Genomic DNA, 22,837 nt, shown 5'->3' with positions numbered 1-22,837 from the left:
CGGACGGGCGCGGGGTATGCGTCACCGGAAGCCCTCGATGGCTGTGCTTTTGATTCCAAGGCGTTTCCAGACCATACGCCAAAGGAACACGTTCCAGGTGGCAAAGGTTATTGCAGTAGCCAGTGCGGCGCCCTCGATGCCAAAGAGCGGGATTAACAGGAGATTCAATGCCACATTAAGAGCGAGGGCCATGAGCATCCCGCGCATGGTGTCCCGTTCATGTCCGGTCATGTTCAGCAACGCCCCGACGGATCCCATGCCTGCATTGACCAGTTGCCCGAGGGCAAGTATCGCAAGCGCGACGTGAGCGGACGTGTAGTCCTGCCCGAAAGCGAGGATCAAGACCCATTCACCGAAAAATACAAAAAGGACAACCGGAGGCAGGGCGAGCAGAAGTATCACTCGTGCGCTGTTGGTCACCATGCGCTGCAGGGTTTCTCGATTGCCTTGCTGATGCAGACGGGAGATATGCGGGTGAAGCACCATGTTGATGGCTGTCAAGCCGAAAATCACCAGGTTTCCGAGCTGGATTACCACTCGATAAAGGCCAACCTCCTCGTCGCTACGCAGTAAGCCCAGAAACAGCACATCGACATGGCTGTTGAGAACCTGCACGCCACTGATGAGCGCGAGTGGCAGGACGGCTCGCTGCCATTCCCGCCCCTCGGTCCGACGGGTGGGCTCATGAACGACTCCCTCAGGTCGCGCCCGCCACAGGAGCCACGCCCCCATGAGGAAGGCAACGGCAGCCGCCGCCACATAAAGCCCTAACGCCGTATTGGCCGTAAATTCGTATCCTGCCCCGACACCCCAGGTCAGGAAGGCCAGAGCGAGCAGGATCAGCACCGCCGTACGAATGACCTTCTCCGGCAACTGTCCGAGTACGACCCGACGCAATCCGCGGAGGGCGGCACCGCGAATGTTCCCCAGGGCGATCAGCGGAATCAGAGGCAGAGCGATGATCAGGGCCTGATACCGCGCTTCACTGAGATTTTGCCCCGCAAAGTACAACCCAGCACCGACGACGAGCAACAGGACGAGTGAGGTTACGGCAACATACCGAGTCGCCCAGCGCCAGATGCCGCGCATCAGGGCCCAATCCTGACTCGCGCCGGCCTTGGCGGTTTCCCGAACGACCAGGTGCGGCAACCCGACCTGCGCCGGGATTGCGATCAGGGTGACCAGCGTAAGAACAAATCCATAAACGCCATACTGCTCGGGGCCAAGGGTACGCGCCAGAATGACCGCAAGCACAAACCCCAGGAGCACGCTCGCCAGTTTCACGGATAACGAGCCCACGCCGCCCCGGAAAAGCTGCGCTCGCAGGCCGTCACCACTCGTCAGGCGCTGAATGCGCTTGGCCCACGAGGCGGCGTTCACGCGGATGCCCCTCCCGGTCGCAGCCATTGAACCAATGCTGTCACCGCCTCGTGATCGTTTACGACCTCTGCGAAAGACTCGCCCGCCAGTCGTTGGCGGTACGGTGCCCAGCTGCTGATGTCCTTGGGTCCGGTCAGGCCCAGGTGGTGTTCGATGTCTCCACCTGTCCAGAGCCAGACTTGGTGATGGCGGAGCTTGCGGTGCAGGTTCTCCGTCACGGGAAAGGCAGCCGGACTGGCGGCCCACTCCCGGAACACGACAGCCGGTTTCTTGTTGCCCGCCGGGTTGTCTTTGTTGGAGCGGGGGCGGCCGTTGCCGTCGAGGGTAATGGCGGGGTCGTTATTCGCCATGCCCTGGATCTGGCTGAGGCATTCGCGCAGGTCTTCGTCATCCTTTGCGATGAGACCGTGCTGTACCGCCTGGTTTGCGGCGAAATCCAGGTCTGCCAGCGCACGTACTTCGATGCCCAGTTCCCGAAAGACGCTAAGCGATTCGGGCAAGCTCCCAGCGCCATCCAGCCCGAGTATGGCCAGGCCATCGTCGGCGGGCTTTCGCCCTGTGACGGCTTCGTAGATGAAGGGAAGCAGGTAGCGCTCGGTGGGGCCTTCGGCGATGAGCACGCGATCGCTGAACAGCCAGTGGTTGGCATTCTCCAGGGCAAAAAGCGCGTGCAGGCGCTTGTTCGCGTCCTGTACACGCTGTTCCAGGGCTTCATGGGCCGTGAGCATGATGCGGGTCTCCCCGGTTTCCGGATCCTTGCGGACGATGCGGGTGCTGGCCGCGGCTTCGCGGTCCACCATGACGGGAGAATGTGTGGCGAATACGACCTGATAGCCGTGGTGAGAGAGGCTGTCCAGCGCCGTGCGCACCTGCTCGATCGCTTGTGGATGGAGGAACAGTTCGGGCTCCTCGATGAGCAGGAGCCGGCGCTGCGCCGTCGCGTGCTCGTCGGCGCGGACGTCGGCGAGATAGCGGATGAGTGCCATCTGGATGCTGCGCTGGGCGCCGTGCCCCAGGGCGGTGAAGTCGCGGACGGCATCGCGGCCCTGTTCGCTCACCTTGATGGTGCCCTTGCCGAAGAGATCCTGGACGCTGGGCACGGGGATATCGAGGTGGAGCTGGATACCGGGGAAGAAGGGGCGCAGGGCTTCGGTGGCCTCATTATCGAACCGGTTGAGTTCTGCGGCGCGCGAGGTGCCGGTGGCCGTGAGCTTGTCGTGTAGTGGCGCCAGTGCCTGCTCCAGTTCGGCACCGTGGCTGGCCTCGGCCGGGCCGGTGAACTGCGCCAGCAGTTTGCCGATGGTGGAGGTGTTTTTCGCCTTGGTGGCGTCTTCGGCCGCATCCTCCATGGCACCGATACTTATGGGTTCCGGGAACAGCGCCTTGAGTGCGTTATCGATCCCGCTGGGGTTGCGCTTCCAGGCACCATCGCTGTCGTCTTCGGCGGTCGGATCGCGCACTTCCAGGAGGATTTCGGTCTTCTTCGCGCCGGGAGACTGCTGTGTGCGCCGTACATGGAGTTGCCCGTCCCGGATGTACGGCTCGATCCTGGTACGGTGCTTGTCCGCGATTCTGGTCAGGTGCTCGCCGTCCAGACCCGTGAGCGTGCCTTCCACCGTTACCGGGCTCTCCGCATCGTGAAAGTCGGTTGCGCGCAGAGACGTGGAGGTTACGAACCATTCGAGAGCGGCCAGCACGTTGGACTTGCCGGCGTTGTTGTAGCCCACGATGGGGGTGCAATCGCCGAGCGCGAGGGCAACATCGCGACACGAGCGGAAGTTCTGTATCCGGACATGGGCAAGGTGGTGCATAACGGGGTTACCGGCTCCCTGGCGTTAACTCAAAGTGCACTGTGTTCGGCCATGCCCTGGACGATATGGCCTCTACCCTTATGGGCAGGACTCTGCGAGCGGCGCATCTCGATGAAGCGGTTCATCGCGTAGTGCGTGAGCGAGCGGAAGAAGGCGGAGAACAGGATGAGCCCGAAGGCGGCGGCACCCAGTGCGAGGATGAAGGCATCCACCGAGGTGAAGCCGAGGCCGTCATACACGGTGTTGAGTACCGGGTTGGTCTGCACCACTTCGGGGTTGCCCAGCACGCTCAGAAACGGCATGACCGAGGCGACGCCGGCGGTTTCCAGCACGGCCATGACGATGACCATGCCGAGCACGAGTCCGCCGCGGCGTTTTTCCTTGCGGCTGAGCAGGGCCAGGGCTTTGCGGTAGGTGCTGAGCATGGGGTAACTGGGCGGCCTCAGGGTCGGGTGTTGGGTTCGGGATGCGGGGTTATTGGGTATCTGCCGGAACAGCAAACTGAACCGTCGGGATGACGACCCTCGGCAACTCCATGCGGGCGCATTGATTGCTTACGAATTCACGCCAGTATGGCCATACGTGGTAGCTGGCATTCCTCTGTGCAAAGGCTTCGAGCGCTTCCGGACCCGGGTCGGTATCGGTGTCGTACTCCGCAACAAATGTCGCCTCGATCTGCGCCAGCACACCATCGCTTTCTGCCTCACCGGCTTCGTGTTTCTCCGGGTCTTCCCCTTCCCGAGCGGGAGAAGCTGGCAACAAGCGCAGGCCCAGCCCGATGAACACCCGGAAGACATAATACGATGTCTCCGCCTCGCGGACTTCCATGAGATAGCTGCGTTCCACATGGTGCTTGAACTGCGGCTGGTATGCCTCGACGGGTGAAAACCGCGGGTCATGATCTTCCGCCAGCCAGGCACTGGACTGGCGCACGCTTACCCCGTGGATTCGCAGGCAATCGATGGCTGCTTGGATCGGGGAATCCGTCATACAGCTGGCGCCATCCACTTATCGGCTTTGCTGGAGTCGCCCGCGCCGATGTCATGGATGATTTGCGGGCAAGCCGTTGCAGCCTTGCCGCCGGGTCGGGCAATGGCGGGCTCTGCATGCCACTCGGCGAAAACCGTACGGGTTGGCGTCTGCACTCCGACGTAGTAGCTCAATACGGCGACGATCTGCTGGTTGAGGCTTACGCCTTCGTCTTCGGCCAGGGAGACCAGTGCGCGGTGCAGCGTTCTGGGCACCCGCAGTGTAATGCGCCCACTGAAGTCATCCGCGGGCGGCAAGGGCTGCGGCAGCGCGCGTCCGCTTTCCTTCAGCGCTGCCTCGGTGGTCTCGATGGTATCGATCGCGAGCTCGTAGGCCTCGTCGTGGGTGTCGGCGTATTCGACAACGTCCGGCAGCTCTCGTACCCGGGCCTCGAAGCAGGCTTCTCCCTCCTCGATAACCCGGCGTATCGTGATCCCGTAGTCCTGTGCGTTCATGACGTCTCTCCCTTCAGCCATTGGCTCAATTCCGGCTCCCGCTCCTCGAGCAGCGGATGTTCCGGACCGGGGAACCGGGGTTGTTCACCGCTTGAACGAGATGCGGATTGGGCCACGAAAAATGGGGCGAATCAAGTGCGCTTTGGGCATGGTCCGATGTATCGTCGGGGTTCGCTTACGGTCAGGGAAGACGATATGGAGATCGTGCATCACGGGGGCGCCGAAGGCGTGACGGGCAGTTGCCATCGGCTGCGGCTGTCGGCGCGGGATTCGTTTCTGGTGGATTGCGGGCTGTTCCAGGGGCGCGACCACGGGCCGGGCGATACGCTGGAGCGCCATGCGATCGAGTTTCCGGTGGAGGATATCCGGGCGCTGGTGGTCACGCATGTGCATATCGACCACATCGGGCGGCTGCCGTATCTGCTGGCGGCGGGTTTTGACGGGCCGATCATCTGTTCGAAGCCCTCGGCCGGGTTGTGAACTACCTCAAGGCCATGCTGGAGGACGAACGCCACCACGTGCTGTTCGTCGGCTACCAGGCCGAGGGCACGCCGGGCCGCGCCATCCAGGCCGCCGGCCGTGGCGGCCACGTGGAGCTGGACGGCGAGCGCTACGCCATCCGCGCGGGGGTGGACAGCATCAGCGGCTATTCCGCCCATGCGGACCAGGCCGACCTCCTGCGCTTCGTGCGTGGCATCCGCACCGGCCCGCAGGACATCCGCCTGGTCCACGGCGAACCCCACGCCCGGGAGGCCCTGTGGGAGCTTGCTTGCAAGCGAACAGGTTGAGCCCGGGGCGAACGCCCGTCCGGTTCGCAGCCGAGGCCGCTCCTACGCGAACCGGAAGGGGCCCGGGCCGTGCCGGTCAAGTTACCCCGGCCCTCCCCGAGCGCCATTGCTCGAGCAGTGCCTTCTCCTGACGGCTCTGCAGTTGTTTTGCGGCTCCCGAGTTGGTGATCTGCCATGCCAGCAGTTCCCGGCTCACCCGGTAATCGGCGCGCAGCCGTTCGGCTGCCTCGGTGAGGTCGGCGCTTTGTTCCACGGCCCTGGCGGCCACGTCACGTGGCAAGAGCAGTTCGGCGGCAAAGGCTCGAGCCCGTTTCTCGGGGTATTCCGGTGTTCGTCCGCCGAGCACTTCCGCCACCGGGAGCGCGCCCTGCCGGTCCAGTAGCAGATGGGCAATCTCGTGGGCGAGTGTGGCGCGCTCCCCGTATTCGTGACCGGCACGCGATTCCGACGCGTGGTTGACCAGCACCAGGGGGCCATGGCGCTCGCCCCACACGGTCACGGCTTCTATCGGGCATGCTCCCAGATTGATGCCCTCAACATGCACACCCCAGCGTTTCAGCCATTCACCCGGCTCCACAGCGGCTTCGGGCGACAGGCTCAGCCACTCACGCAGCCAGCTCGCCGCCCAGTAGCCCTGCCGATAGGGGGGCTCGGTATCGTCCAGTTGCTCCCCGAGCGCCGCTTCAATGCGATCGAGCTCGGGCGTTGCGCGAGCGGGACAATCCACGATGCGGCGCAGCAATTCAGCCTGCTGATCGGCGTTGACAACGCTGTCGAAGGCCATCCGTGCCACGGCGCGCAGTTCCGGCCACTGCCATTCGTCGGCATCAATGCCGGCCTGCTCGAACCGTCCGGGCGCATCTTCCTCGAGCCGCGTGGTCAGCATCCACTCCCGAGCCTCGGTTCGCTCTCGGCGCTCCTGCCACCAACCCACGGCCTGACGGGCACGCGGCTGCGTGCTTTCCGCGCAGGCGGTGCACAGATGTTCGCCTGCGGCTTCCAGCACTGTCTCGACCTCGCGCCAGGGGCGAATAACCTCACGCGGCAACCCCGGAGCCGAAATCTGAGCGGTCTTCCCCTGTCGCATGATGATCAGGGAAGGCAGGAACAGCCCCCTGGGTGCCGATGCGAGGTCGTGACGCGCCAGGAATCGATGGGCTTCCAGCTCTTCGTCATCGACCTGCTCGTCTGCCATGCCGTCCCAACGGCGCTCGCACTCGGCCAGAAACTGGGAAGGGAATGCCGGCGAAACAGGTACAGGATAATCCTCCTCCAGCACCAGCCAGGGCCACCAACGCCCCAGAAATTCCAGCATGTCGACCCATGTCCACTCGAGGTACCCACCGCAGCCGTCCGGTGCTTCGCCCTCGCCCACCCACACCGGCTCACCCGCCAGGAACATGCGACAACGACCTTCGGCAAGCCCCTCGAGCGAGGCCGGCTCCAGATCCAGTTCGATCTGTAATCCGTCAGCGTATCCGAACATCATCGCAATGCTCCCCCGAACTGTCGGAGCCAGCTCTCAAGCTCTTTCGTTTCGCCCCTTTTGTCTGCTTTTTCTCGCAGCGCCTTCAGCGTTTTGCGAGTCAGAAAGGTAGGGCCCCGAAGATCACCACGCCATGGATATGCATGGTAGGAATACCCGGGCTGTGTGGGCACGGCTTCGTAGATCACTCCCCTGTAAACCGCGTGAAACCGATCGGGCCACTGGCTGTCCTCTGATTCGTAGAACGGAATCGCCTCTTTGTTGAGCAGTTCCTCGGCCAGGTCACGGGTTATGCTTTTCGGGCACTTTCCGACCGGACCCCTGGGCGACGGCTCAAAACCCGCGTAATCATTGTGCCACAGGTGCTTGGTTCGCCCTTCTCCACGTTCGTATCGCCACCGGGGACCGTTCTCGTCAGTCACTGGCATCTCCTTGCGTCCAGAATTCCGGTTCGCGGCCGAGGCCGCTCCTACGGTGATGCCCCCATCCGCGAACGGCGGCGGGTCAGACCTGGTAGTAGTCGCGGTACCAGGCGACGAAGCTGGCGACGCCCTCTTCGACGGTGGTGGTGGGTTCGTAGCCGGTGTCGGCGCGCAGGTCTTCGACGTCGGCGTAGGTGTCGGGGACGTCGCCGGGCTGCAGGGGCAGCAGGTTCTTCTCGGCCTTCTTGCCGAGGTTCTCTTCCAGCACTTCGATGTAGTGCATCAGCTCCACCGGGCGGTGGGCGCCGATGTTGTACAGCCGGTAGGGGGCGGCGCTGGTGGCGGAATCGGGCTGCGCCCCGCTCCACTCGGGGTTGGGCTGGGCCGGGCGGTCCAGGGTGCGGATGACGCCTTCGACGATGTCGTCGATGTAGGTGAAGTCGCGCCGGTGGTTGCCGTAGTTGAAGACGTCGATGGGCTCGCCGGCGAGGATCTTGCGCGTGAACATGAACAGCGCCATGTCGGGCCGGCCCCACGGGCCGTAGACGGTGAAGAACCGCAGGCCGGTGGTGGGTAGCTGGTACAGGTGGCTGTAGGTGTGCGCCATCAGCTCGTTGGCCTTCTTGCTCGCGGCGTAGAGGCTGAGCGGGTGGTCGACGTTGTGGTGGACGGAGAACGGCATCTCCTCGTTGGCGCCGTAGACCGAGCTGGAGCTGGCGTAGACCAGGTGCTCCACGCCGTTGTGGCGGCAGCCTTCCAGGATGTTGCCGAAGCCGACGAGGTTGGTGTCGATGTAGGCGGCCGGGTTCTCCAGCGAGTAGCGCACGCCGGCCTGGGCGGCCAGGTTGACCACGCGTTGCGGCCGGTGCTCGCGGAACACCCGCTGCATCGCCTCGCGGTCGGCGATGTCCACGCGCTCCTCGGTGAAGCGCTCGTGGTCCTGGATGCGGGCCAGGCGCGCCTTCTTGAGCGAGACGTCGTAGTAGTCGTTCAGGTTGTCGACACCGACGACCTCGTCGCCGCGTTCCAGCAGGCGCAGGGCCAGGGCATTGCCGATGAACCCGGCCGTTCCGGTGATGAGGATCTTCATGTCGTATCCTTGTTCGGCTTTTGTTCGGTTATCGTGCGCCCTCGACCCGCAGGAGGCCAGCCCCCCGGCCGGTAGGAGGCCGGCCCTCCGGCCGATCCGCCCCGGCGGGTCGGCGTGGCCCCGATCGGCCAGGGGGCTGGCCTCCTACGAGGTACCCCGGCGGCCCCGGCCGGTAGGAGGCCGGCCCTCCGGCCGATCCGCCCCCGTGGATTGGCCAGGCCCGATCGGCCAGGGGGCTGGCCTCCTACGGGTGCGCCGGCGCCCCCCGGCCCGTAGGAGGCCGGCCCTCCGGCCGATCCGCCCCGGCGGGTTGGCGAGGCCCCGATCGGCCAGGGGGCTGGCCTCCTACGAGGTACCCCGGCGGCCCCGGCCCGTAGGAGGCCGGCCCTCCGGCCGATCCGCCCCGGCGGGTTGGCGTGGCCCGATCGGCCAGGGGGCTGGCCTCCCACCGGTTACGGGTTGCGGATGAACCCCATGCCTTCCAGCTTGAGGAGGATCCGGTGGGCCGCCTCGTCCGGGCTCATCTCGCGGGTGTCGATCCGCAGCTCCGGGTGCTCCGGCTCTTCGTACGGGTCGTCGATGCCGGTGAATTCCTTGATCAGGCCGGCGCGCGCCTTGGCGTACAGGCCCTTGCGGTCGCGCTGCTCGCAGGTCTCCAGCGGCGTGGCCACGTGGATCTCCAGGAACCCGCCCGCGTCCTCGATGCGCTCGCGCACGCGGCGGCGCATGTCGGTGTAGGGGGCGATGGGGGCGCAGATGGCGCAGCCGCCGTTCTTGGTGATCTCGCTGGCCACAAAGCCGATGCGCTGCACGTTGATGTCGCGGTGCTCGCGCGAGAAGCCCAGCTCGCTGGAGAGCTCCTTGCGCACGATATCGCCGTCCAGCAGCGTGACGGCGCGCCCGCCCAGCTCCATCAGCTTGACCCGCAGGGCGTTGGCGATGGTGGACTTGCCCGAACCCGAAAGCCCGGTGAAGAACACGGTAAAGCCCTGCTGATGGCGCGGCGGGAAACTGCGGCGCAGCTCGGCCACCACCTCCGGGTAGGAGAACCACTCGGGGATATCCAGCCCCTCGCGCAGGCGGCGGCGGAACTCGGTGCCGGAGAGGTTGAGCACCTCCTCGTCCTCGCGCACCTCGTCGGCCGGCACGTACTCGGCACGGTCCTCCACGAAACTCATGGCCTGGAACGGCACCATCTCGATGCCGATCTCGTCGGCGTACTTCTGGATCAGTTCCTGGGCGTCGTACGGGCCGTAGAAGTCCTCGCCGTCGGAGCCCGGGCCGGGGCCGGCGTGGTCGCGCCCGACGATGAAGTGGGTGCAGCCATAATTGCGGCGGATGATGGCGTGCCACAGCGCCTCGCGCGGTCCGCCCATGCGCATGGCCAGCGGCAGCAGGCTGAGCTGGGTGGTCTGCTCCGGCGCCTGACGCAGCACGTGCTCGTAGCAACGCACGCGCACGTAGTGATCCACATCGCCCGGGCGGGTCATGCCCACCACCGGGTGGATCAGCAGGTTAGCCTCGGTCTGGCGCGCGGCCATGCGCGTGAGCTCGACATGGGCACGGTGCATGGGATTGCGCGTCTGGAACGCGACCACGCGGTTCCATCCCAGCTTGCGGAAGTACTCGCGCAGCTCCGCCGGGCTGTAGCGATAGTTGCGGAAGTCGTAATGCACCGGGGACTCGACCCCGTGCAGCGTGCCGCCCAGGTACACTGCCCCGGCACGGTTCATCAGGTAGTTGACCGCCGGATGCGCGACGTCGGTGGTGGCGAACACCTGCTGCGCCTCGCGCGCCTTGTCCGGCGTCCAGCGGTCCTCCACGTCCATCACGGCAATCAGCACGCCCTCGGCATCGCGCAGCGCGATGCGCGTGCCCGGCGCCGCCTGCTCGGCGAACGCCTCGCTCACGTCCAGGGTGATGGGCATCGGCCAGAGCTGGCCGTCCGCCAGGCGCATGTTGCCCAGCACGCCGTCGTAGTCGGCCTGCCGCATGAAGCCCGTCAGCGGCGAGAAACCGCCGTTCAGCAGCAGCTCCACATCGCAGATCTGACGCTCGGTCAGATCCCAGCTCGGCATCTCCTGCGCCTGCTCCTTGAGCTCGCGCGCGGTGGATTCATCAACGTAGCGGTCGCAAAGCGTCCCGCCGTAGGGGGCAATCAGATCCATGACTTGGCTCTTTCCCGTTGGCGACTTATAGGGTCATTGAATCTGCGAATGGTACCGATTCCGTCCCCGCGCGTCTCGGGTCCCGGGCCGGGGCTACTCCGGCTGCTCCGGCTCCCCCGCGCGGAACCACACCGCACCCGCAAGCAGTGGCACGCTGCCGATCAGCGCCCCCAGTGCACCATCCAGATGCCCCTGCGCCACCAGTGCCGCCACCGGCAGCAACCAGAGCAGGTTGATGAGCCCCACGCCCAGCGACACCGGCACGTGCGAACCGGCCAACCGGGCCGCGTGCTGATACGCATGGGCCCGGTGCGCCACATGCACCCGTTCCCCGCGCATTCCCCGGCGCACCAGGGTGTACGTTGCATCCACCACGAACAGCGCCAGCATCACCAGCCACACCCAGAAGAACTCCGGCGCCACCCACGCCGCCTGGATCGACAGCAGCCCGAGCGTAATCCCCAGGAACCCGGCACCGCCATCGCCCATGAAGATCCGCGCCCGCGGGAAGTTCCACGGCAGAAAACCCAGCGTGGCCGCCACCAGCAGCGCCGGCAGCAGCCAGTCGGCGCCCGGCAGCAGCCAGGCCATCAGCACCGCCACGCCCAGCCCCGCGGTGACCGCCTCGATCCCGGCAATGCCATCGATGCCATCCATGAAGTTGTACAGGTTCAGCAGCCACACCAGATACACCAGCGCCAGCGCATGGCCGAACCAGCCCAGATCCAGCACCACCCCGAACACCGGCAACGGCGGCAACCCGCCCAGCCACGCCAGCCCCCAGCCGGCCGCCACAAAATGCGCCAGCAAACGCCACAGCGGCGGCACCTCGCCCCGGTCGTCCCACCAGCCCACGAGCGCCACCAGCAACCCGGCACCCCCCAGCCCCAGCATGACCCCGGGCGCCACCGCACCGGCCGCACCCAGCACCGCCAGACCCGCCAGAACCACCAGCGCAATCGCCAGCCCGCCGCCCCGCGGCGTCGGCACCTCGTGCGAGCTGCGCGCGTTCGGCACATCCATCATCGCCCGCGCCAGCGCATAGCGACGCAGCAGACCCGTCAGGCCCGCCACCATCACCATCGCCACCAGCAATCCCAAAAACGCCAACAAAATCTCCCTCCCCCGTAGGAGGCCAGCCCCCTGGCCGATCACCCACGCATTCAGGACGACCAGCTTCCGGTCAGCCGGGGCCGCCCGTAGGAGGCCAGCCCCCTGGCCGATCACCCACGCCAGCCCATCGCCCCCATCGCCCAGAGGCTGGCCTCCTGCACCCAGCGCCGCCCCTGCGCGCCTGGCCTCAAAGAACCCGCTCCAGCGACTGAATACCCGCTTCCACCGAGCACCGCACAGCGTCATGGATAGCAACCGGGAAACCCGCCGGCAATTCCTGTTCCATCTGATCCAGTGCGGATGGGGCCTGCAGAACCACGGATGCCAGGACCTCGTGCACCATCGCCGCAGGCAGACGGGCCGAAGCGCCCGTCTCCAGAAAATGGCGACCCTGGATGCCATCCACCCGATAGTGGTTGCGGTGCCCGACAGCAAGTGCCAGCCGAACCTGCTTGCGTTCGACCTGCCGGCTGGCCACGCTGGGCAATATCGTCAACACGTCATACAGCGGCGTGAGCCGGTACCCGCCGCCCGGCTGCAGGAATACGCTGAAATTCTTGGCGTGCCCATCCGTGGCGCCGATCAGCCAGAACAGGATCTGCGCCTTCAGCACCGTCGCCTGGTCCGCCCCCGGCGTATCACTGCCCCGCAACAGCCCCAGCACATCCACCAGCCCGGGGCCACCTTCGCTCTGATACTTGCGGCTCGGCGGCACGCCCAGTGCCTGGCAGCAGTCCTCCTGCGGCAAGCGCAGCAGCCGCCCATCGCGCGCCCAGTGTCGATCAAACCGCTCCACCACCAGCGCCCGCGCGCCCCCAAAGCGCCCGATCTCCGCACGCGCCACCGGCATACCGAACGCCGCCAGCAATCGCAGGCAGTAAAACTCGTTCTCCACACTATCCGACAGATCCAGCCCGTTGGGTAACTGCCCAATCGCGGGCTTCAGGATATGCGTAGTCGGCGTCGAGCCATGCGGCTTGAGCCAGCGACCCTCATGCCACAGCAGTGCCGTCTTCTCCTGGGCACCAGCAATCGAAATGCGGAAAGCCTCGTCGCTCCCCAGACCCAGCGGCGCCTGTGCCAAACCGCCCAGCAGCTGTTCGATGTCCGTATCGTCGACCGGCTCCCCCCGAATCCCTCCAGCGGGCCCGGATTCCTGCGCATCCGACAGCGAAAACTGCAACGCCCCCACACAGTCATGCCCGATCGCCGCCAGCAGGCTGTAGGCATCCGTCCCAGCCGCGCCCACGCGTTGCGCCACACGCCGCCGCAGGGCATCCGCATCCGGCAACAGGTTCTCGAACACCGCGGCCACGGGCTCGCCGTGGTAGGCATCTTCCCGCAACGGAAGCGAGAGTGAGACGGGCAGCGCGTGCTCCCAGCCCAGCCAGCTGGCGTCATACCGAAAGCGGATCGCCCCGGCCGCCGACTTCTCCAAAAACCCCACCAGGCGACCATTCAGCAAGACACGCAGCGGCGGATGGCGTCGCGTGCGCGGCATCAGAAGATTTCTTCAATGGACGCAGTCGACCGCGCACGGGGAGCAACCTGAAACTCCAGATCCAGCGCCGCCAGAACCGCAAGCAAGGTCTCCAACCGGGTGGCCGGGTTCCCGTTCTCGATCAGGGAGATCGTCTCCTGACGCAATCCCGACTTCTCGCCAAGAGCGGCCTGCGTCAGGCCCTGCTTTCGCCGGACCCGGCGCACAATCGTCCCAATCTGCTTGGGTGTTCGCGCAAGCAATGTCATAACGCCCGATTATGCGCCCAACCCGATAACCAATCAATATCGGAATCAACCCATAAACCAAGCAGCCCGCCGCCCCCTGGCCGATCACCCACGCAAAACAACACCCCCCTGTAGGAGGCCAGCCCTCTGGCCGATTGGATGCTGGACAGCCCCAATCGGCCAGAGGGCTGGCCTCCTACACCGACTGCTACCCCTGTGGGAGCGGGCTCGCCCGCGAAGCCCCCGCCGCCGCGATACCGACACGCGGTCAATGCGCCGCCACCCAATTCTCCACCTGCAGCCCGGATACACGCTCGAATTCACGGCCGTTATTCGTTACCAGCACGGCCCCAATGGCCCGAGCATGCGCTGCAATCAAAAGGTCGTTTGCACCAATGGGAGCACCCACGCGTTCCAGCTCGGCCCGGATGTCCCCGTAATGTTCGGCCGCTTCTTCCGGCCAGTCGCACACCCTCGCAAAGGCCAGAAAGCGCTCCAGTGCGGCCTCGCTACGTTCCCTCTGATTCGACCGGCGAACCCCGTACCACAATTCCGCCAGAACCACGGCGGAAAGGCCCACCTCCCCCACTGGCACACCACTCAGCCGCGCATGCACCTCGGGCGGCCGGCGCTTCATGATGTAGATACAGATGTTCGTATCCAGCATGTAGCGCATGGCTCACAACGCCTCGCGGTTCTGCGCCACACGATCCTCGATCGAATCGGGGAAGTCATCCGGCAGGGTCTCTCCGGGCCCCTGGAAGTAATCATCCCAGGATCTCGGCTTGGCCCGCAGGATCAATGCATCGCCACGCTTCTCAATCACCACCTCATCCGCATCAAACGCGAAACCCTTGGGCAGCCGAACTGCCTGGCTGCGTCCATTCCGGAACAAACTCGCCGTGCGCCGCTTCATGGCCAAACCCCAGATCCTTTGCATATGCCCCTAGCATATCCCCCGCCCAACCACATTCCAAGGCCCCCGCTGCCACCCCCCTGTAGGAGGCCAGCCCTCTGGCCGATTGGGCCTGTCCAACATCCAATCGGCCAGAGGGCTGGCCTCCTACAACCAATGCTACCCCCCGTGGGAGCGGCCTCGGCCGCGAAGCCCCCGCCAAAGCCCGAAAACCACCAATCCTAACGACGCAACGACACAACCGCCCGCCGCAACCCCTCATCCAGCGACACCGGCGGCTCCCACCCCAGCGTCTCCCGCGTATGCGAAATATCCACCTGCAAAGAATCCAGCAGCCGCCGTGCCATCTCCCGCCGGCCCAGCGCCACCGCCCCGGCCCGCAACATCCCCACCGGCACAGGCAACAGACGCGCCGGCCGGTCCAGAGCATCCCCCACCCGGCGCAACAGCCCCGCCGTGGACACATCCTCCCCGTCCGCCACCAGGAACGTCTCCCCCGCCGCCGCGGGATGATCCAGACAGGTCACCAGCAGATCCACCAGGTTATCCAGCGCCACCAGCGAGCGCCGGTTCCGCGTGATCGCGCCCAGCGGCAATGGCACCCCCCGCTGCACCCAGCGCAGCAAACGGCCGAAGTTGCCCGGCGCCCCCGGCCCGTACACCAGCGGCGGCCGAATCACCACCACCTCCATTCCCGTCTCCGCCGCCAGCTCCCGGAGCCCCTGCTCCGCCTCATACTTGGAAACGGCATATGGCTCCTGCGGCGTCGGCACATCCCGCTCCGTAAACGGCCGCCTCGAGACGTTCCCGTTCACCCCCACCGAACTCACAAACAAAAAACGGCGGACCCCCGAGTCCGCCGCCTGGCGCGCCACGTTCAACGTTCCTTCCACGTTCACCCGCCGGAACACCTCCAGCGGATCCGCCTCCGACTCATCCAGCACATGCGCCCGCCCCGCCAGATGCACCACCGCATCCAGTCCCTCGGGTAGCGCGCCGCCGGTTCCGAACTCTTCGAGCGGCCCCAGCGCGCATTCCTCCCGGAACGCCCCGGCAGCCCGCCGAACCCCGGCCACCGGCGCCCGCCCCGAACCTTCCTCGGCCAGCCGCGCCATCACGGCCCGCCCCACAAACCCCGAAGCCCCCGTCACCAGCACACGCCGCATCCAGTCCTCCATCCCGTTCACGACCCGTTCGATTCGCGGCCAGAGCCCACTCCTGCGCGGGCCCAAACCCGCCTGCGAGGACCAATGAACGAAGCGGAGATTGATGCCCGGGGCCAATGCGCTACTGTCGGTATACATGGTTCCGGTGCGCCACCCGGACAACGAGGATACGCAGCGCCTCGTCCTCAATGATGGCCAGCACGCGATAGGGCCCGACGCGGTACCGCCAATATTCGCCCAACTGCCCCGAAAGCGCCTTGCCTGAACGGCGAGGATCGTCCGCGGACGCGATCCGTTCAGCCAGATATTTCAGAATGCGATTCGCGGCCTTCTTGTCGAGCGCTCGCAGATCTTTCTCTACGCGTTTGTCGAACTCAATCGTCCAGCTCAAGTCGGCGCTTCATCTCATCCATGGAGACCGTTTCTCCGCTTCCCTTGCGGTGGTCAATCAGGCGCTGCTCGGCCAAATAAATGTCTTCGAGCTCCTCAAGATGCTGCATGATGGCTTCCCGTGCATAGAAGCTCTTGCTGCGCCCCGTCGCTTTCGCCAGGGCGGCCAGGCGCTTCTCGACATCTTCGGGTAGACGCAAAGCCAACATGTGTTTCCCTCCAGATCAGGTGCTATACAAGTATAGCCGACAACCGCCTGAACAACACTCTGCCCCCAATCACTCCCCCACCGGCTGCAACCACCCCAACCACCGGGCAACACGCGGAAACCGGTTCCGCACCAGGGCCCGCCCCGTCTGATGCCCCAGCAGGTACGCCGACCGCACCCACGAGAACCCCTCCAGTTCCCGATACACCCGCCAGGTGTACCCCGCCGTCGTCAGCTTGTTCGAAGACACCGAGCCCGACCGAACCGTATACCGCACCAGCGGCTCATTCAGCCCGTACGCAAACTCCACCCGCTTCAACAACCGCAGCCACAGGCCATAATCCTGGCGCCGATCAATCAGCGGCATCTCCACCTTGCCGAAGAACTGCGTATCGTACATGGCCGTGGAACAGCCGATGTAGTTCGTCTTCAGCATTTCCGCATAAGACACCCGCTCCGGCACCCCCGCCGCAGACAACCGCCGGCCCTGCTCGTCGAACCGCTCCATCGCCGAAAAGCTGAACACCACGCCCCGTTCCATCAACGCCACCTGCCGCGCCAGCTTCTCCGGCGCCCAGGCATCGTCACTATCCAGAAACGCGATATACCGCCCGCGCGCCTCGCGAATCCCCGCATTCCGCGCCACCGCCGGCCCGCCATTGCGCTCCAGCCGCAACACCCGAATGCGCGCATCCTCCGCCGCCAGCGCCTCCACCCGCGCCACCGAGTCATCCGTGGAGGCATCATCCACCACCAGCAGCTCCCAACCCGCCAGCGACTGCCCCTGCACCGAGCGCACGCCTTCAACCACCCGATCTGCCGCGTTGTGCAGCGGCATCACCACAGAAACCAGCGGTGTGGACAAATCCGCCGGAGACATACTCCCACCTGTGGACGGATCACAACCCATCACAGAGCTCCCCAAGGCTCTGCGGAGCCGCCCCCTGGCGCCGGATCTCCGCGGCTTCCGCTTCGGTGATCCGGGGCGCAATCGCAACGTACTCGACATTCCAGCTCTGGTAAGCCTTATGGGCGCTCAAAAACCGCCCCGCCGCAGCCACCAGAGTCGGAATGGACCTGGCCAGCTTCTCGCCCTGGCGTTTGCAGGAGCCGAACCGAATAGCGCTCTGGTCCTCCGACACCGCCACCAAATCAATCTCCACGTCCGAGCGATCCCAGTACCCCCGAATCCGTTCGGACAACGCAAAGTCGCCCAGCCCCAGGCGACTGCGCTCCTCATAAAGCTGCGCCACCAAATCCTCCAGGGCATAGCCTTCAACCTCGCGCAAACGCTCATCGGCCTGCGACACGAGCATGTCCATCGGCCGAAAGGCCGAGGCCGAAACCGGCTTCTGCAGCGCCGACAGCCACGCGCGCAGAAAATTGTCGCGAATGTAGTAGCGCCCGCTGCGAGCCTTCGGTCGCGCAAAGATCGGCAGGCGCCGCTCGATCATCCGGTACCGCTCGCTGAGGATCTTCAGATGCCCACCCACCTGTCGTGCCTCTCCCGGACCGGAGACCTCCGCCAGATGGGCCTCGATCGCCGCGTTGTTGCAGCCGGGATGCGATGCCAGAAACTGCAGCACCATGTCGTAGCGCCCGCGCAGTTCACGCAGGAACCAGTTGTCCGCTTCATTGCGAAGCGGCGACGAACTCGAAAAGAACAGCTTGCGCAGCAGCGTCTCGCGGTCCGCATCCAGCACACCTTGCTCATAGGCATCCCGGTAGAACTTCGGCACCCCCTCGAACAGGTTCCAGAGGAAGAGCAGGCGTTCGGGGTCCTCGTCCGCATGTGCGCGCAGAATCTCCAGCACCGACCCGATATCCAGATGCCCCAGCTCGAGCGTGTCCGTGGCCCGGTTGAACAGCGGCGCCTGCCGGTCATCCAGCAGCGCCGTCATCTCCGCATGCAGCGACCCCAGCACAATCAATCCGCCGGGCACCTGCCCCGCCCGGGCGCTCAGCCGGTCCACCTCCGCCTGCAGGAGCGAGCAGAAGTCGAACAGCGGCTTGCGATGGAAGTACTGGAACTCATCCAGCGCTACCACATACCCCGACTCCGCCAGACTCGCGATCAAGCGGGCCAGCTCGCCCAGGCTATGGACACGCTCCTCCAGCCCGAACGTCTCCAGGTAGCCGTTGCAAGCCGCCACCACCCCCGCCGGGTCCGAATCCGGAATCTGGATGTACAGCGTCTTAGAGACGCCCGCCGCCTGCAGCGCCTGCTGAATCAAGGTCGTCTTGCCAATCCGGCGCCGCCCCGAAATCTGCAGAAAGAACCAGCGCCGTCTGGACAGGATCTCCTGCAACTGGCCCAGCTCCGTCTGCCGGCCGTAGAACGCCCACTCTCCGGATTCCGCCACTCGGACACACCTTAAGGTAAAAATTCTTACCCTAAGTTACGCGGATCGATTCGCCTCATCAACACAGCCACTTACGAGCCCTCGTATACGTCCTGCCCTGATCCACGCGAAAAGGCCCGCCACCTGGCCTCCACCCACGCAACCGAGTCATCCGTGGAGGCATCATCCACCACCAGCAGCTCCCAATCCGCCAGCGACTGCCCCTGCACCGAACGCACGCCTTCAACCACCCGATCCGCCGCGTTGTGCAGCGGCATCACCACAGAAACCCGCGGCATGGACGCCTTCCCGCACGTCCGGTCCACACGCTGCATGCCCGACATCTACACAACCTCGCCAATCTTTTCCCAGCCCAGTACCCGCACATCCTTGCGCTGGTGCTCGCCCTCGCCCCCGTAAATCAGTGTCGGCGAACGGGCCATGTCACCGGCCAGCGCGGTCCAGCGGTCCAGCCCGGTGAAGAAATCCCGGTTCAACGTCTGCCCGGACTTGATCTCCACCGGCACCAGGCCACCCGCCCACTCGATCAGCAGGTCGACCTCATTGCCATTACTGTCCCGCCAGAAGTGGAAAAGCGGCGGCTCGCCGCGATTGAGAAAGGCCTTGCGCAACTCCGAAATCACGTACGTCTCGAACACCTGCCCGCGCAACGGATGCACCACCAGCTGATCCGGCGTCTGCACCCCCAGCAGCCAGCACAACAGCCCGGTGTCGTAGAAATACAGCTTCGGCGACTTGATCAGCCGCTTGTTGAAATTCGCATGGTGCGGCCGCAGGAGAAACAGCACATAGCTGGCCTCCAGCACCGAGATCCACGCCTTGGCGGTGTTGTGGGTAATACCGCAATCCGCCGCAAGGGATGAGAGGTTCAGAACCTGACCGCTACGCCCGGCACACAGCCGCACAAAACGCTGAAAGGCGTCCAGATCCTGCACCTGCAGCAACTGGCGCACATCCCGCTCCACGTACGCCGTCACATACGCCGGAAACCACTGACGGGGAGAAACCGGGCGGTCATACAATGCCGGGTAACCACCGGTGAACATCATCGCATCCAGAGCCGATGGCGCCTGTCCGGCTCCCACTAACTCGGCATGACTCAAGGGCAGCAGCTCCACAAACGCCGAACGCCCGGCCAGCGACTGCGAGATCCCCGACATCATCCCGAACTGTTGCGACCCCGTGAGCAGAAACCGACCCATGCGGCCATCGCCGTCCACATGGGTCTGCAGATAGGAGAACAATTCCGGTGCCCGCTGAACCTCGTCCAGCACCGCCCCATCGGGGCACTGCGACAGAAACCCGCGTGGATCATCCAGCGCCAGCGCACGCACATCCGGATCTTCCAGGGAGCGACAGGGCCGATCCGCCATCACCGCGCGCGCCAGCGTCGTCTTGCCGGACTGGCGCGGCCCCGTGACCGTGACGATGGGAAAGCCGCTCAACAGCTCCCTGACCAGTGTTTCGGCAGTGCGCGGTATCATGCGCGTACCCTACCGCCATTTATGCAAATTGTAAATACAGATACCACTTTACATAGAAAACCGACCACGAACGGGGACAGATACATCTTCCGGAATGAGCGGCTCCTTCCCCCTCAGTGTGCCGACACCCAGTTTTCGACCTGCAATCCCGGCACGCGATCGAACTCCCGCCCATTGTTGGTGACGAGGACGGCGTTGGTGGCGCGGGCATGCGCCGCGATAAGGAGATCGTTGGAGCCGATTGGCGTGCCAGCGCGTTCGAGTTCCGCGCGGATGTCGGCATAATGCTCGGTGGCTTCTTCCGGCCAGTCGCAGACCTTCGTGAACGCCAGAAAGCGTTCCAGTGCGGCCTCGCTGCGTTCGCGGTAATGCGAGCGCCGCACCCCGTACCGCAGTTCGGCCACCACCACGGCGGACAGCCCCACATCGCCCACCGGAACATGACGCAGCCGCTCATGCACCTCGGGCGGGCGGCGCTTCATGATGTAGATGCAGATGTTCGTGTCCAGCATGTAGCGCACGGCTCACAATGCCTCGCGGTCCTGCGCCACGTGATCCTCGATCGAATCGGGGAAGTCTTCGGGAAGGGTCTCGCCGGGACCCCGAAAATAATCATCCCAGGACCGGGGTTTGGCGCGCAGGATCAAGGCGTCGCCACTCTTTTCGATCACCACCTCGTCGGCATCAAAGGTAAAACCCTTCGGCAGCCGAACGGCCTGGCTGCGACCATTCCGGAACAGGCTCGCGATGCGTCGTTTCATGGCCTGGCCCACCTCGAAAAGGATATGCCATAAGCATATACGCGCGGGGAACAGGAGACAAACTGGAGGTGGGCAAATTGGGGACAGATTTATTTTCCCGTTAAATCCGGGGCCCGCCCTCAAGCGCCCCCATTCCCGTGCTCAAAACAGCCCCCCCAACGATGTCGTAACTCACTCCACCGTCACACTCTTGGCGAGGTTACGGGGCTTGTCCACGTCGGTGCCTTTCAGGAGTGCTGCGTGATAGGCCAGCATCTGCAGGGTCACGACATGCAGAACCGGCGACAGCGCTCCGTAGTGCTCGGGCATCGGGAGCACGTTCACACCACGGCCGGATTGCACCGGCCCGCACCCGTCGGCGAACACGTACAGCTGCCCGCCCCGGGCCGAAACCTCCTGCATGTTGGATTGCAGCTTTTCCAGCAACTCATCGTTCGGTGCCACCACCACAACCGGCATTTCGCCGTCCACCAGTGCCAGCGGACCGTGCTTCAGCTCCCCGGCGGGATAGGCTTCCGCATGGATGTAGGAGATTTCCTTGAGCTTGAGCGCACCTTCCAGTGCGATCGGGTAGTGGCGTCCCCTCCCCAGGAACAGCGCATGGTGCTTGTCACCGAACTCCCGCGCCCACTCCTTCACCGCGTCTTCGAGTTCCAGCACCCTGCCAACGGCCACCGGAAGATGACGCAGTTCAGCCAGGTATTCACGCTCCATATCGGCGCTCAGGCGCCCCTGGCGGCTGGCCAGCAGCAACACCAGCAGGAATAACGCGGAGAGCTGCGTGGTAAAGGCCTTGGTCGAAGCCACACCGATCTCGGGCCCGGCCCGAGTGATGAAGCTCAACGCGGCCTGCCGCACCAGGCTCGACTCCGGAACGTTGCAAATAGCCAGCGTGTAGCGATGGCCCAGCGCCTGCGCATGTTCCAGAGCCGCCATTACGTCCGCCGTCTCACCCGACTGGGAAATCACCACCACCAGCTGTGACTCTCGTGGAACCGATCGGCGATAGCGGTACTCGCTAGCGATCTCGACGTTGCAAGGCAGCCCCGCGATCTCTTCCACCCACTACTTCGCCACCATCCCCGCGTGGCTGGACGTCCCGCAGCCTAGAATCAGGACCGAATCCACCCGCGTCGACCAACCGGCCTCCAGCGACCCACCGAACAGTTCTTCTGTCGTCCCTTCGGCTGCCGCCACCGGCCCCAGCGTTGCCGCCAGTGCCTCCGGCTGTTCGAAAAGCTCCTTTTGCATAAAATGCCGGTAGGGTCCCAGCGAAACCGCATCTCCCTGCAGAGCCGAGGTCACCACCTCGCGTTCCACTGCACCCCCGGTAGCGTCGAACACCTCGAACCCTTCCCGCGTCAGTCGTGCCAGATCACCGTTCTCCAGCTACATGAGCCTGCGCGTGGCCGATATCAGCGCCGCCGCATCGGAAGCCGCGTACATGCCCTCCTCACCCACCCCCACGAGCAACGGCGATCCCTGCCGCACCAGCATCACCGCATCCGGCTCATCTTCGTGCACCACCGCCAGCGCAAACGCCCCCTGCAAATAGCCCACAGCGCGCTGAACGGCTTGAGGCAAACCGACCGCATCACCCCCGTACACACCCGAGTGACACGCCTCAATCAAATGCACCACTACCTCTGTATCTGTCTCCGACGCGAAGACATACCCAAGCCCTTCGAGGTCTGCGCGCAGAGCCGTATGGTTCTCCACAATCCCGTTGTGCACCACCGCCACCCCACCCGAGCGATGGGGGTGCGCATTGTCCCGGGTGGCCGCCCCGTGCGTCGCCCAGCGCGTATGCGCGATCCCGGCGCAGCCCCGGGCCCCTTCAGTCGCCAACGCCTGCTCAAGATCCGCCACACGTCCGGCCACACGGACCCTCTGCAGGCCTTCCCCGCCCAGAAGCGCCACACCGGAAGAGTCATACCCCCGGTACTCCAGCTTCCGCAGACCCGGACAGCAAAAAGTCCGAAACATCCCTGGCGGCGACCGCCGCGACAATGCCGCACATACCAACACCTGATGGGTTACGGGAGAGGAGAGCAGGACAGGGCACTCCCCAGAGCCCAT

Annotated in this window: 23 protein-coding genes and 2 pseudogenes; 2 read left to right on the top strand and 23 right to left on the bottom strand. The window is 65.0% G+C overall.

Features of this window, described 5'->3' with window-relative positions; genetic code table 11:
• Positions 1-21: 21 nt before the first annotated feature.
• The 5 genes and pseudogenes from D577_RS0112230 to D577_RS0112210 all read right to left on the bottom strand — a co-directional run bounded on the left by D577_RS0112230 (position 22) and on the right by D577_RS0112210 (position 4,675).
• Positions 22-1,380, bottom strand: a complete 1,359-nt coding sequence (locus tag D577_RS0112230; RefSeq protein ID WP_244263460.1) for a flippase — start codon at positions 1,378-1,380, stop codon at positions 22-24.
• Positions 1,377-3,191 (bottom strand): ATP-dependent endonuclease, encoded by a 1,815-nt coding sequence (locus D577_RS0112225; protein WP_018947755.1) that lies wholly within the window; start codon positions 3,189-3,191, stop codon positions 1,377-1,379. Before D577_RS0112225 ends, D577_RS0112230 begins: the two co-directional genes overlap by 4 nt.
• A gap of 98 nt (positions 3,192-3,289) precedes the next feature.
• Positions 3,290-3,616, bottom strand: a pseudogene (locus D577_RS13690) (hypothetical protein); the annotation flags it as partial.
• A gap of 49 nt (positions 3,617-3,665) precedes the next feature.
• Positions 3,666-4,181: a hypothetical protein gene (locus D577_RS0112215; protein WP_018947753.1), complete on the bottom strand. Its 516-nt coding sequence runs from the start codon at positions 4,179-4,181 to the stop codon at positions 3,666-3,668.
• Positions 4,178-4,675 (bottom strand): toxin-antitoxin system HicB family antitoxin, encoded by a 498-nt coding sequence (locus D577_RS0112210; RefSeq protein WP_244263459.1) that lies wholly within the window; start codon positions 4,673-4,675, stop codon positions 4,178-4,180. The genes D577_RS0112215 and D577_RS0112210 overlap by 4 nt, the downstream gene beginning before the upstream one ends.
• A 195-nt stretch (positions 4,676-4,870) precedes the next feature.
• Here D577_RS0112210 and D577_RS14450 point away from each other — a divergent pair, with 195 nt between their 5' ends.
• Positions 4,871-5,155: an MBL fold metallo-hydrolase gene (locus D577_RS14450; RefSeq protein ID WP_026289056.1), complete on the top strand. Its 285-nt coding sequence runs from the start codon at positions 4,871-4,873 to the stop codon at positions 5,153-5,155.
• On the top strand, positions 5,152-5,463 hold the full coding sequence (locus D577_RS14445; protein ID WP_026289055.1) for an MBL fold metallo-hydrolase RNA specificity domain-containing protein: 312 nt from the start codon (positions 5,152-5,154) through the stop codon (positions 5,461-5,463). Before D577_RS14450 ends, D577_RS14445 begins: the two co-directional genes overlap by 4 nt.
• A 76-nt stretch (positions 5,464-5,539) precedes the next feature.
• Here the strand turns inward: D577_RS14445 and D577_RS0112195 are convergent, their stop codons facing one another.
• The 18 genes and pseudogenes from D577_RS0112195 to glmS all read right to left on the bottom strand — a co-directional run bounded on the left by D577_RS0112195 (position 5,540) and on the right by glmS (position 22,778).
• Positions 5,540-6,952, bottom strand: coding sequence for an ImmA/IrrE family metallo-endopeptidase (locus D577_RS0112195; RefSeq protein WP_018947751.1), 1,413 nt, complete (start codon positions 6,950-6,952; stop codon positions 5,540-5,542).
• Between the two features lie 501 nt (positions 6,953-7,453).
• Entirely contained in the window at positions 7,454-8,461 is a 1,008-nt protein-coding gene (locus D577_RS0112190; protein WP_018947750.1) for an NAD-dependent epimerase, read from the bottom strand.
• A gap of 452 nt (positions 8,462-8,913) precedes the next feature.
• Positions 8,914-10,629 (bottom strand): bifunctional sulfate adenylyltransferase/adenylylsulfate kinase, encoded by a 1,716-nt coding sequence (locus tag D577_RS0112185; RefSeq protein ID WP_018947749.1) that lies wholly within the window; start codon positions 10,627-10,629, stop codon positions 8,914-8,916.
• 93 nt (positions 10,630-10,722) lie between these two features.
• Entirely contained in the window at positions 10,723-11,712 is a 990-nt protein-coding gene (locus D577_RS0112180) for a glycosyltransferase family 4 protein (protein ID WP_051073650.1), read from the bottom strand.
• A gap of 217 nt (positions 11,713-11,929) precedes the next feature.
• Positions 11,930-13,243 carry a type II toxin-antitoxin system HipA family toxin gene (locus tag D577_RS0112175; protein WP_018947747.1) on the bottom strand — a complete coding sequence of 438 codons (1,314 nt, stop codon included), beginning with the start codon at positions 13,241-13,243 and terminating at the stop codon, positions 11,930-11,932.
• Positions 13,243-13,491: a helix-turn-helix domain-containing protein gene (locus tag D577_RS0112170; RefSeq protein WP_018871325.1), complete on the bottom strand. Its 249-nt coding sequence runs from the start codon at positions 13,489-13,491 to the stop codon at positions 13,243-13,245. Before D577_RS0112170 ends, D577_RS0112175 begins: the two co-directional genes overlap by 1 nt.
• 247 nt (positions 13,492-13,738) lie before the next feature.
• Positions 13,739-14,146, bottom strand: a complete 408-nt coding sequence (locus D577_RS0112165) for a type II toxin-antitoxin system VapC family toxin (protein ID WP_018947746.1) — start codon at positions 14,144-14,146, stop codon at positions 13,739-13,741.
• A gap of 3 nt (positions 14,147-14,149) precedes the next feature.
• Positions 14,150-14,386: an antitoxin gene (locus D577_RS0112160; RefSeq protein ID WP_018947745.1), complete on the bottom strand. Its 237-nt coding sequence runs from the start codon at positions 14,384-14,386 to the stop codon at positions 14,150-14,152.
• A 221-nt stretch (positions 14,387-14,607) separates the two neighbouring features.
• Positions 14,608-15,552 (bottom strand): SDR family oxidoreductase, encoded by a 945-nt coding sequence (locus D577_RS0112155; RefSeq protein WP_026289054.1) that lies wholly within the window; start codon positions 15,550-15,552, stop codon positions 14,608-14,610.
• Between the two features lie 121 nt (positions 15,553-15,673).
• Positions 15,674-15,943: a type II toxin-antitoxin system RelE/ParE family toxin gene (locus tag D577_RS0112150; protein ID WP_018947743.1), complete on the bottom strand. Its 270-nt coding sequence runs from the start codon at positions 15,941-15,943 to the stop codon at positions 15,674-15,676.
• On the bottom strand, positions 15,927-16,151 hold the full coding sequence (locus tag D577_RS0112145; protein WP_018947742.1) for a DUF6290 family protein: 225 nt from the start codon (positions 16,149-16,151) through the stop codon (positions 15,927-15,929). Before D577_RS0112145 ends, D577_RS0112150 begins: the two co-directional genes overlap by 17 nt.
• Positions 16,152-16,220: 69 nt before the next feature.
• The gene (locus D577_RS0112140; RefSeq protein ID WP_018947741.1) at positions 16,221-16,988 is read right to left on the bottom strand and encodes a glycosyltransferase; all 768 of its coding nucleotides are present in this window, start codon (positions 16,986-16,988) and stop codon (positions 16,221-16,223) included.
• A gap of 61 nt (positions 16,989-17,049) precedes the next feature.
• On the bottom strand, positions 17,050-18,459 hold the full coding sequence (locus tag D577_RS0112135) for an ATP-binding protein (RefSeq protein WP_026289053.1): 1,410 nt from the start codon (positions 18,457-18,459) through the stop codon (positions 17,050-17,052).
• Between the two features lie 125 nt (positions 18,460-18,584).
• Entirely contained in the window at positions 18,585-18,791 is a 207-nt protein-coding gene (locus D577_RS0112130; protein WP_038036363.1) for a glycosyltransferase, read from the bottom strand.
• 45 nt (positions 18,792-18,836) lie between these two features.
• Positions 18,837-19,997 (bottom strand): ATP-binding protein, encoded by a 1,161-nt coding sequence (locus D577_RS0112125; protein ID WP_018947738.1) that lies wholly within the window; start codon positions 19,995-19,997, stop codon positions 18,837-18,839.
• A gap of 113 nt (positions 19,998-20,110) precedes the next feature.
• Positions 20,111-20,518: a type II toxin-antitoxin system VapC family toxin gene (locus tag D577_RS0112120; protein ID WP_018947737.1), complete on the bottom strand. Its 408-nt coding sequence runs from the start codon at positions 20,516-20,518 to the stop codon at positions 20,111-20,113.
• Positions 20,519-20,521: 3 nt separating this feature from the next.
• Positions 20,522-20,758, bottom strand: coding sequence for an antitoxin (locus D577_RS0112115; RefSeq protein WP_018145920.1), 237 nt, complete (start codon positions 20,756-20,758; stop codon positions 20,522-20,524).
• A 171-nt stretch (positions 20,759-20,929) separates the two neighbouring features.
• A pseudogene (gene glmS / locus D577_RS13680) lies at positions 20,930-22,778 on the bottom strand (glutamine--fructose-6-phosphate transaminase (isomerizing)).
• Positions 22,779-22,837 lie beyond the last annotated feature (59 nt).

It is taken from the genome of Thioalkalivibrio sp. AKL17 (genome assembly GCF_000377885.1).
GTDB classification, from domain to species: domain Bacteria; phylum Pseudomonadota; class Gammaproteobacteria; order Ectothiorhodospirales; family Ectothiorhodospiraceae; genus Thioalkalivibrio; species Thioalkalivibrio halophilus.
The sequence above is the reverse complement of the archived record's forward strand: the minus strand, read 5'-3'. Positions and strand labels throughout refer to the sequence as shown.

Excerpts from the sequence above, each read along its gene's own strand:
- D577_RS0112225 (WP_018947755.1), bottom strand. The coding sequence starts at position 3,191 with ATGCACCACCTTGCCCATGTCCGGATACAGAACTTCCGCTCGTGTCGC.
- D577_RS0112215 (WP_018947753.1), bottom strand. The coding sequence starts at position 4,181 with ATGACGGATTCCCCGATCCAAGCAGCCATCGATTGCCTGCGAATCCAC.
- D577_RS0112210 (WP_244263459.1), bottom strand. The coding sequence starts at position 4,675 with ATGAACGCACAGGACTACGGGATCACGATACGCCGGGTTATCGAGGAG.
- D577_RS14450 (WP_026289056.1), top strand. The coding sequence starts at position 4,871 with ATGGAGATCGTGCATCACGGGGGCGCCGAAGGCGTGACGGGCAGTTGC.
- D577_RS0112195 (WP_018947751.1), bottom strand. The coding sequence starts at position 6,952 with ATGATGTTCGGATACGCTGACGGATTACAGATCGAACTGGATCTGGAG.
- D577_RS0112190 (WP_018947750.1), bottom strand. The coding sequence starts at position 8,461 with ATGAAGATCCTCATCACCGGAACGGCCGGGTTCATCGGCAATGCCCTG.
- D577_RS0112185 (WP_018947749.1), bottom strand. The coding sequence starts at position 10,629 with ATGGATCTGATTGCCCCCTACGGCGGGACGCTTTGCGACCGCTACGTT.
- D577_RS0112180 (WP_051073650.1), bottom strand. The coding sequence starts at position 11,712 with ATGGTGATGGTGGCGGGCCTGACGGGTCTGCTGCGTCGCTATGCGCTG.
- D577_RS0112175 (WP_018947747.1), bottom strand. The coding sequence starts at position 13,243 with ATGCCGCGCACGCGACGCCATCCGCCGCTGCGTGTCTTGCTGAATGGT.
- D577_RS0112170 (WP_018871325.1), bottom strand. The coding sequence starts at position 13,491 with ATGACATTGCTTGCGCGAACACCCAAGCAGATTGGGACGATTGTGCGC.
- D577_RS0112165 (WP_018947746.1), bottom strand. The coding sequence starts at position 14,146 with ATGCGCTACATGCTGGATACGAACATCTGTATCTACATCATGAAGCGC.
- D577_RS0112160 (WP_018947745.1), bottom strand. The coding sequence starts at position 14,386 with ATGAAGCGGCGCACGGCGAGTTTGTTCCGGAATGGACGCAGCCAGGCA.
- D577_RS0112155 (WP_026289054.1), bottom strand. The coding sequence starts at position 15,552 with ATGCGGCGTGTGCTGGTGACGGGGGCTTCGGGGTTTGTGGGGCGGGCC.
- D577_RS0112145 (WP_018947742.1), bottom strand. The coding sequence starts at position 16,151 with ATGTTGGCTTTGCGTCTACCCGAAGATGTCGAGAAGCGCCTGGCCGCC.
- D577_RS0112140 (WP_018947741.1), bottom strand. The coding sequence starts at position 16,988 with ATGCCGCTGCACAACGCGGCAGATCGGGTGGTTGAAGGCGTGCGCTCG.
- D577_RS0112130 (WP_038036363.1), bottom strand. The coding sequence starts at position 18,791 with ATGCCGCGGGTTTCTGTGGTGATGCCGCTGCACAACGCGGCGGATCGG.
- D577_RS0112125 (WP_018947738.1), bottom strand. The coding sequence starts at position 19,997 with ATGATACCGCGCACTGCCGAAACACTGGTCAGGGAGCTGTTGAGCGGC.
- D577_RS0112115 (WP_018145920.1), bottom strand. The coding sequence starts at position 20,758 with ATGAAACGACGCATCGCGAGCCTGTTCCGGAATGGTCGCAGCCAGGCC.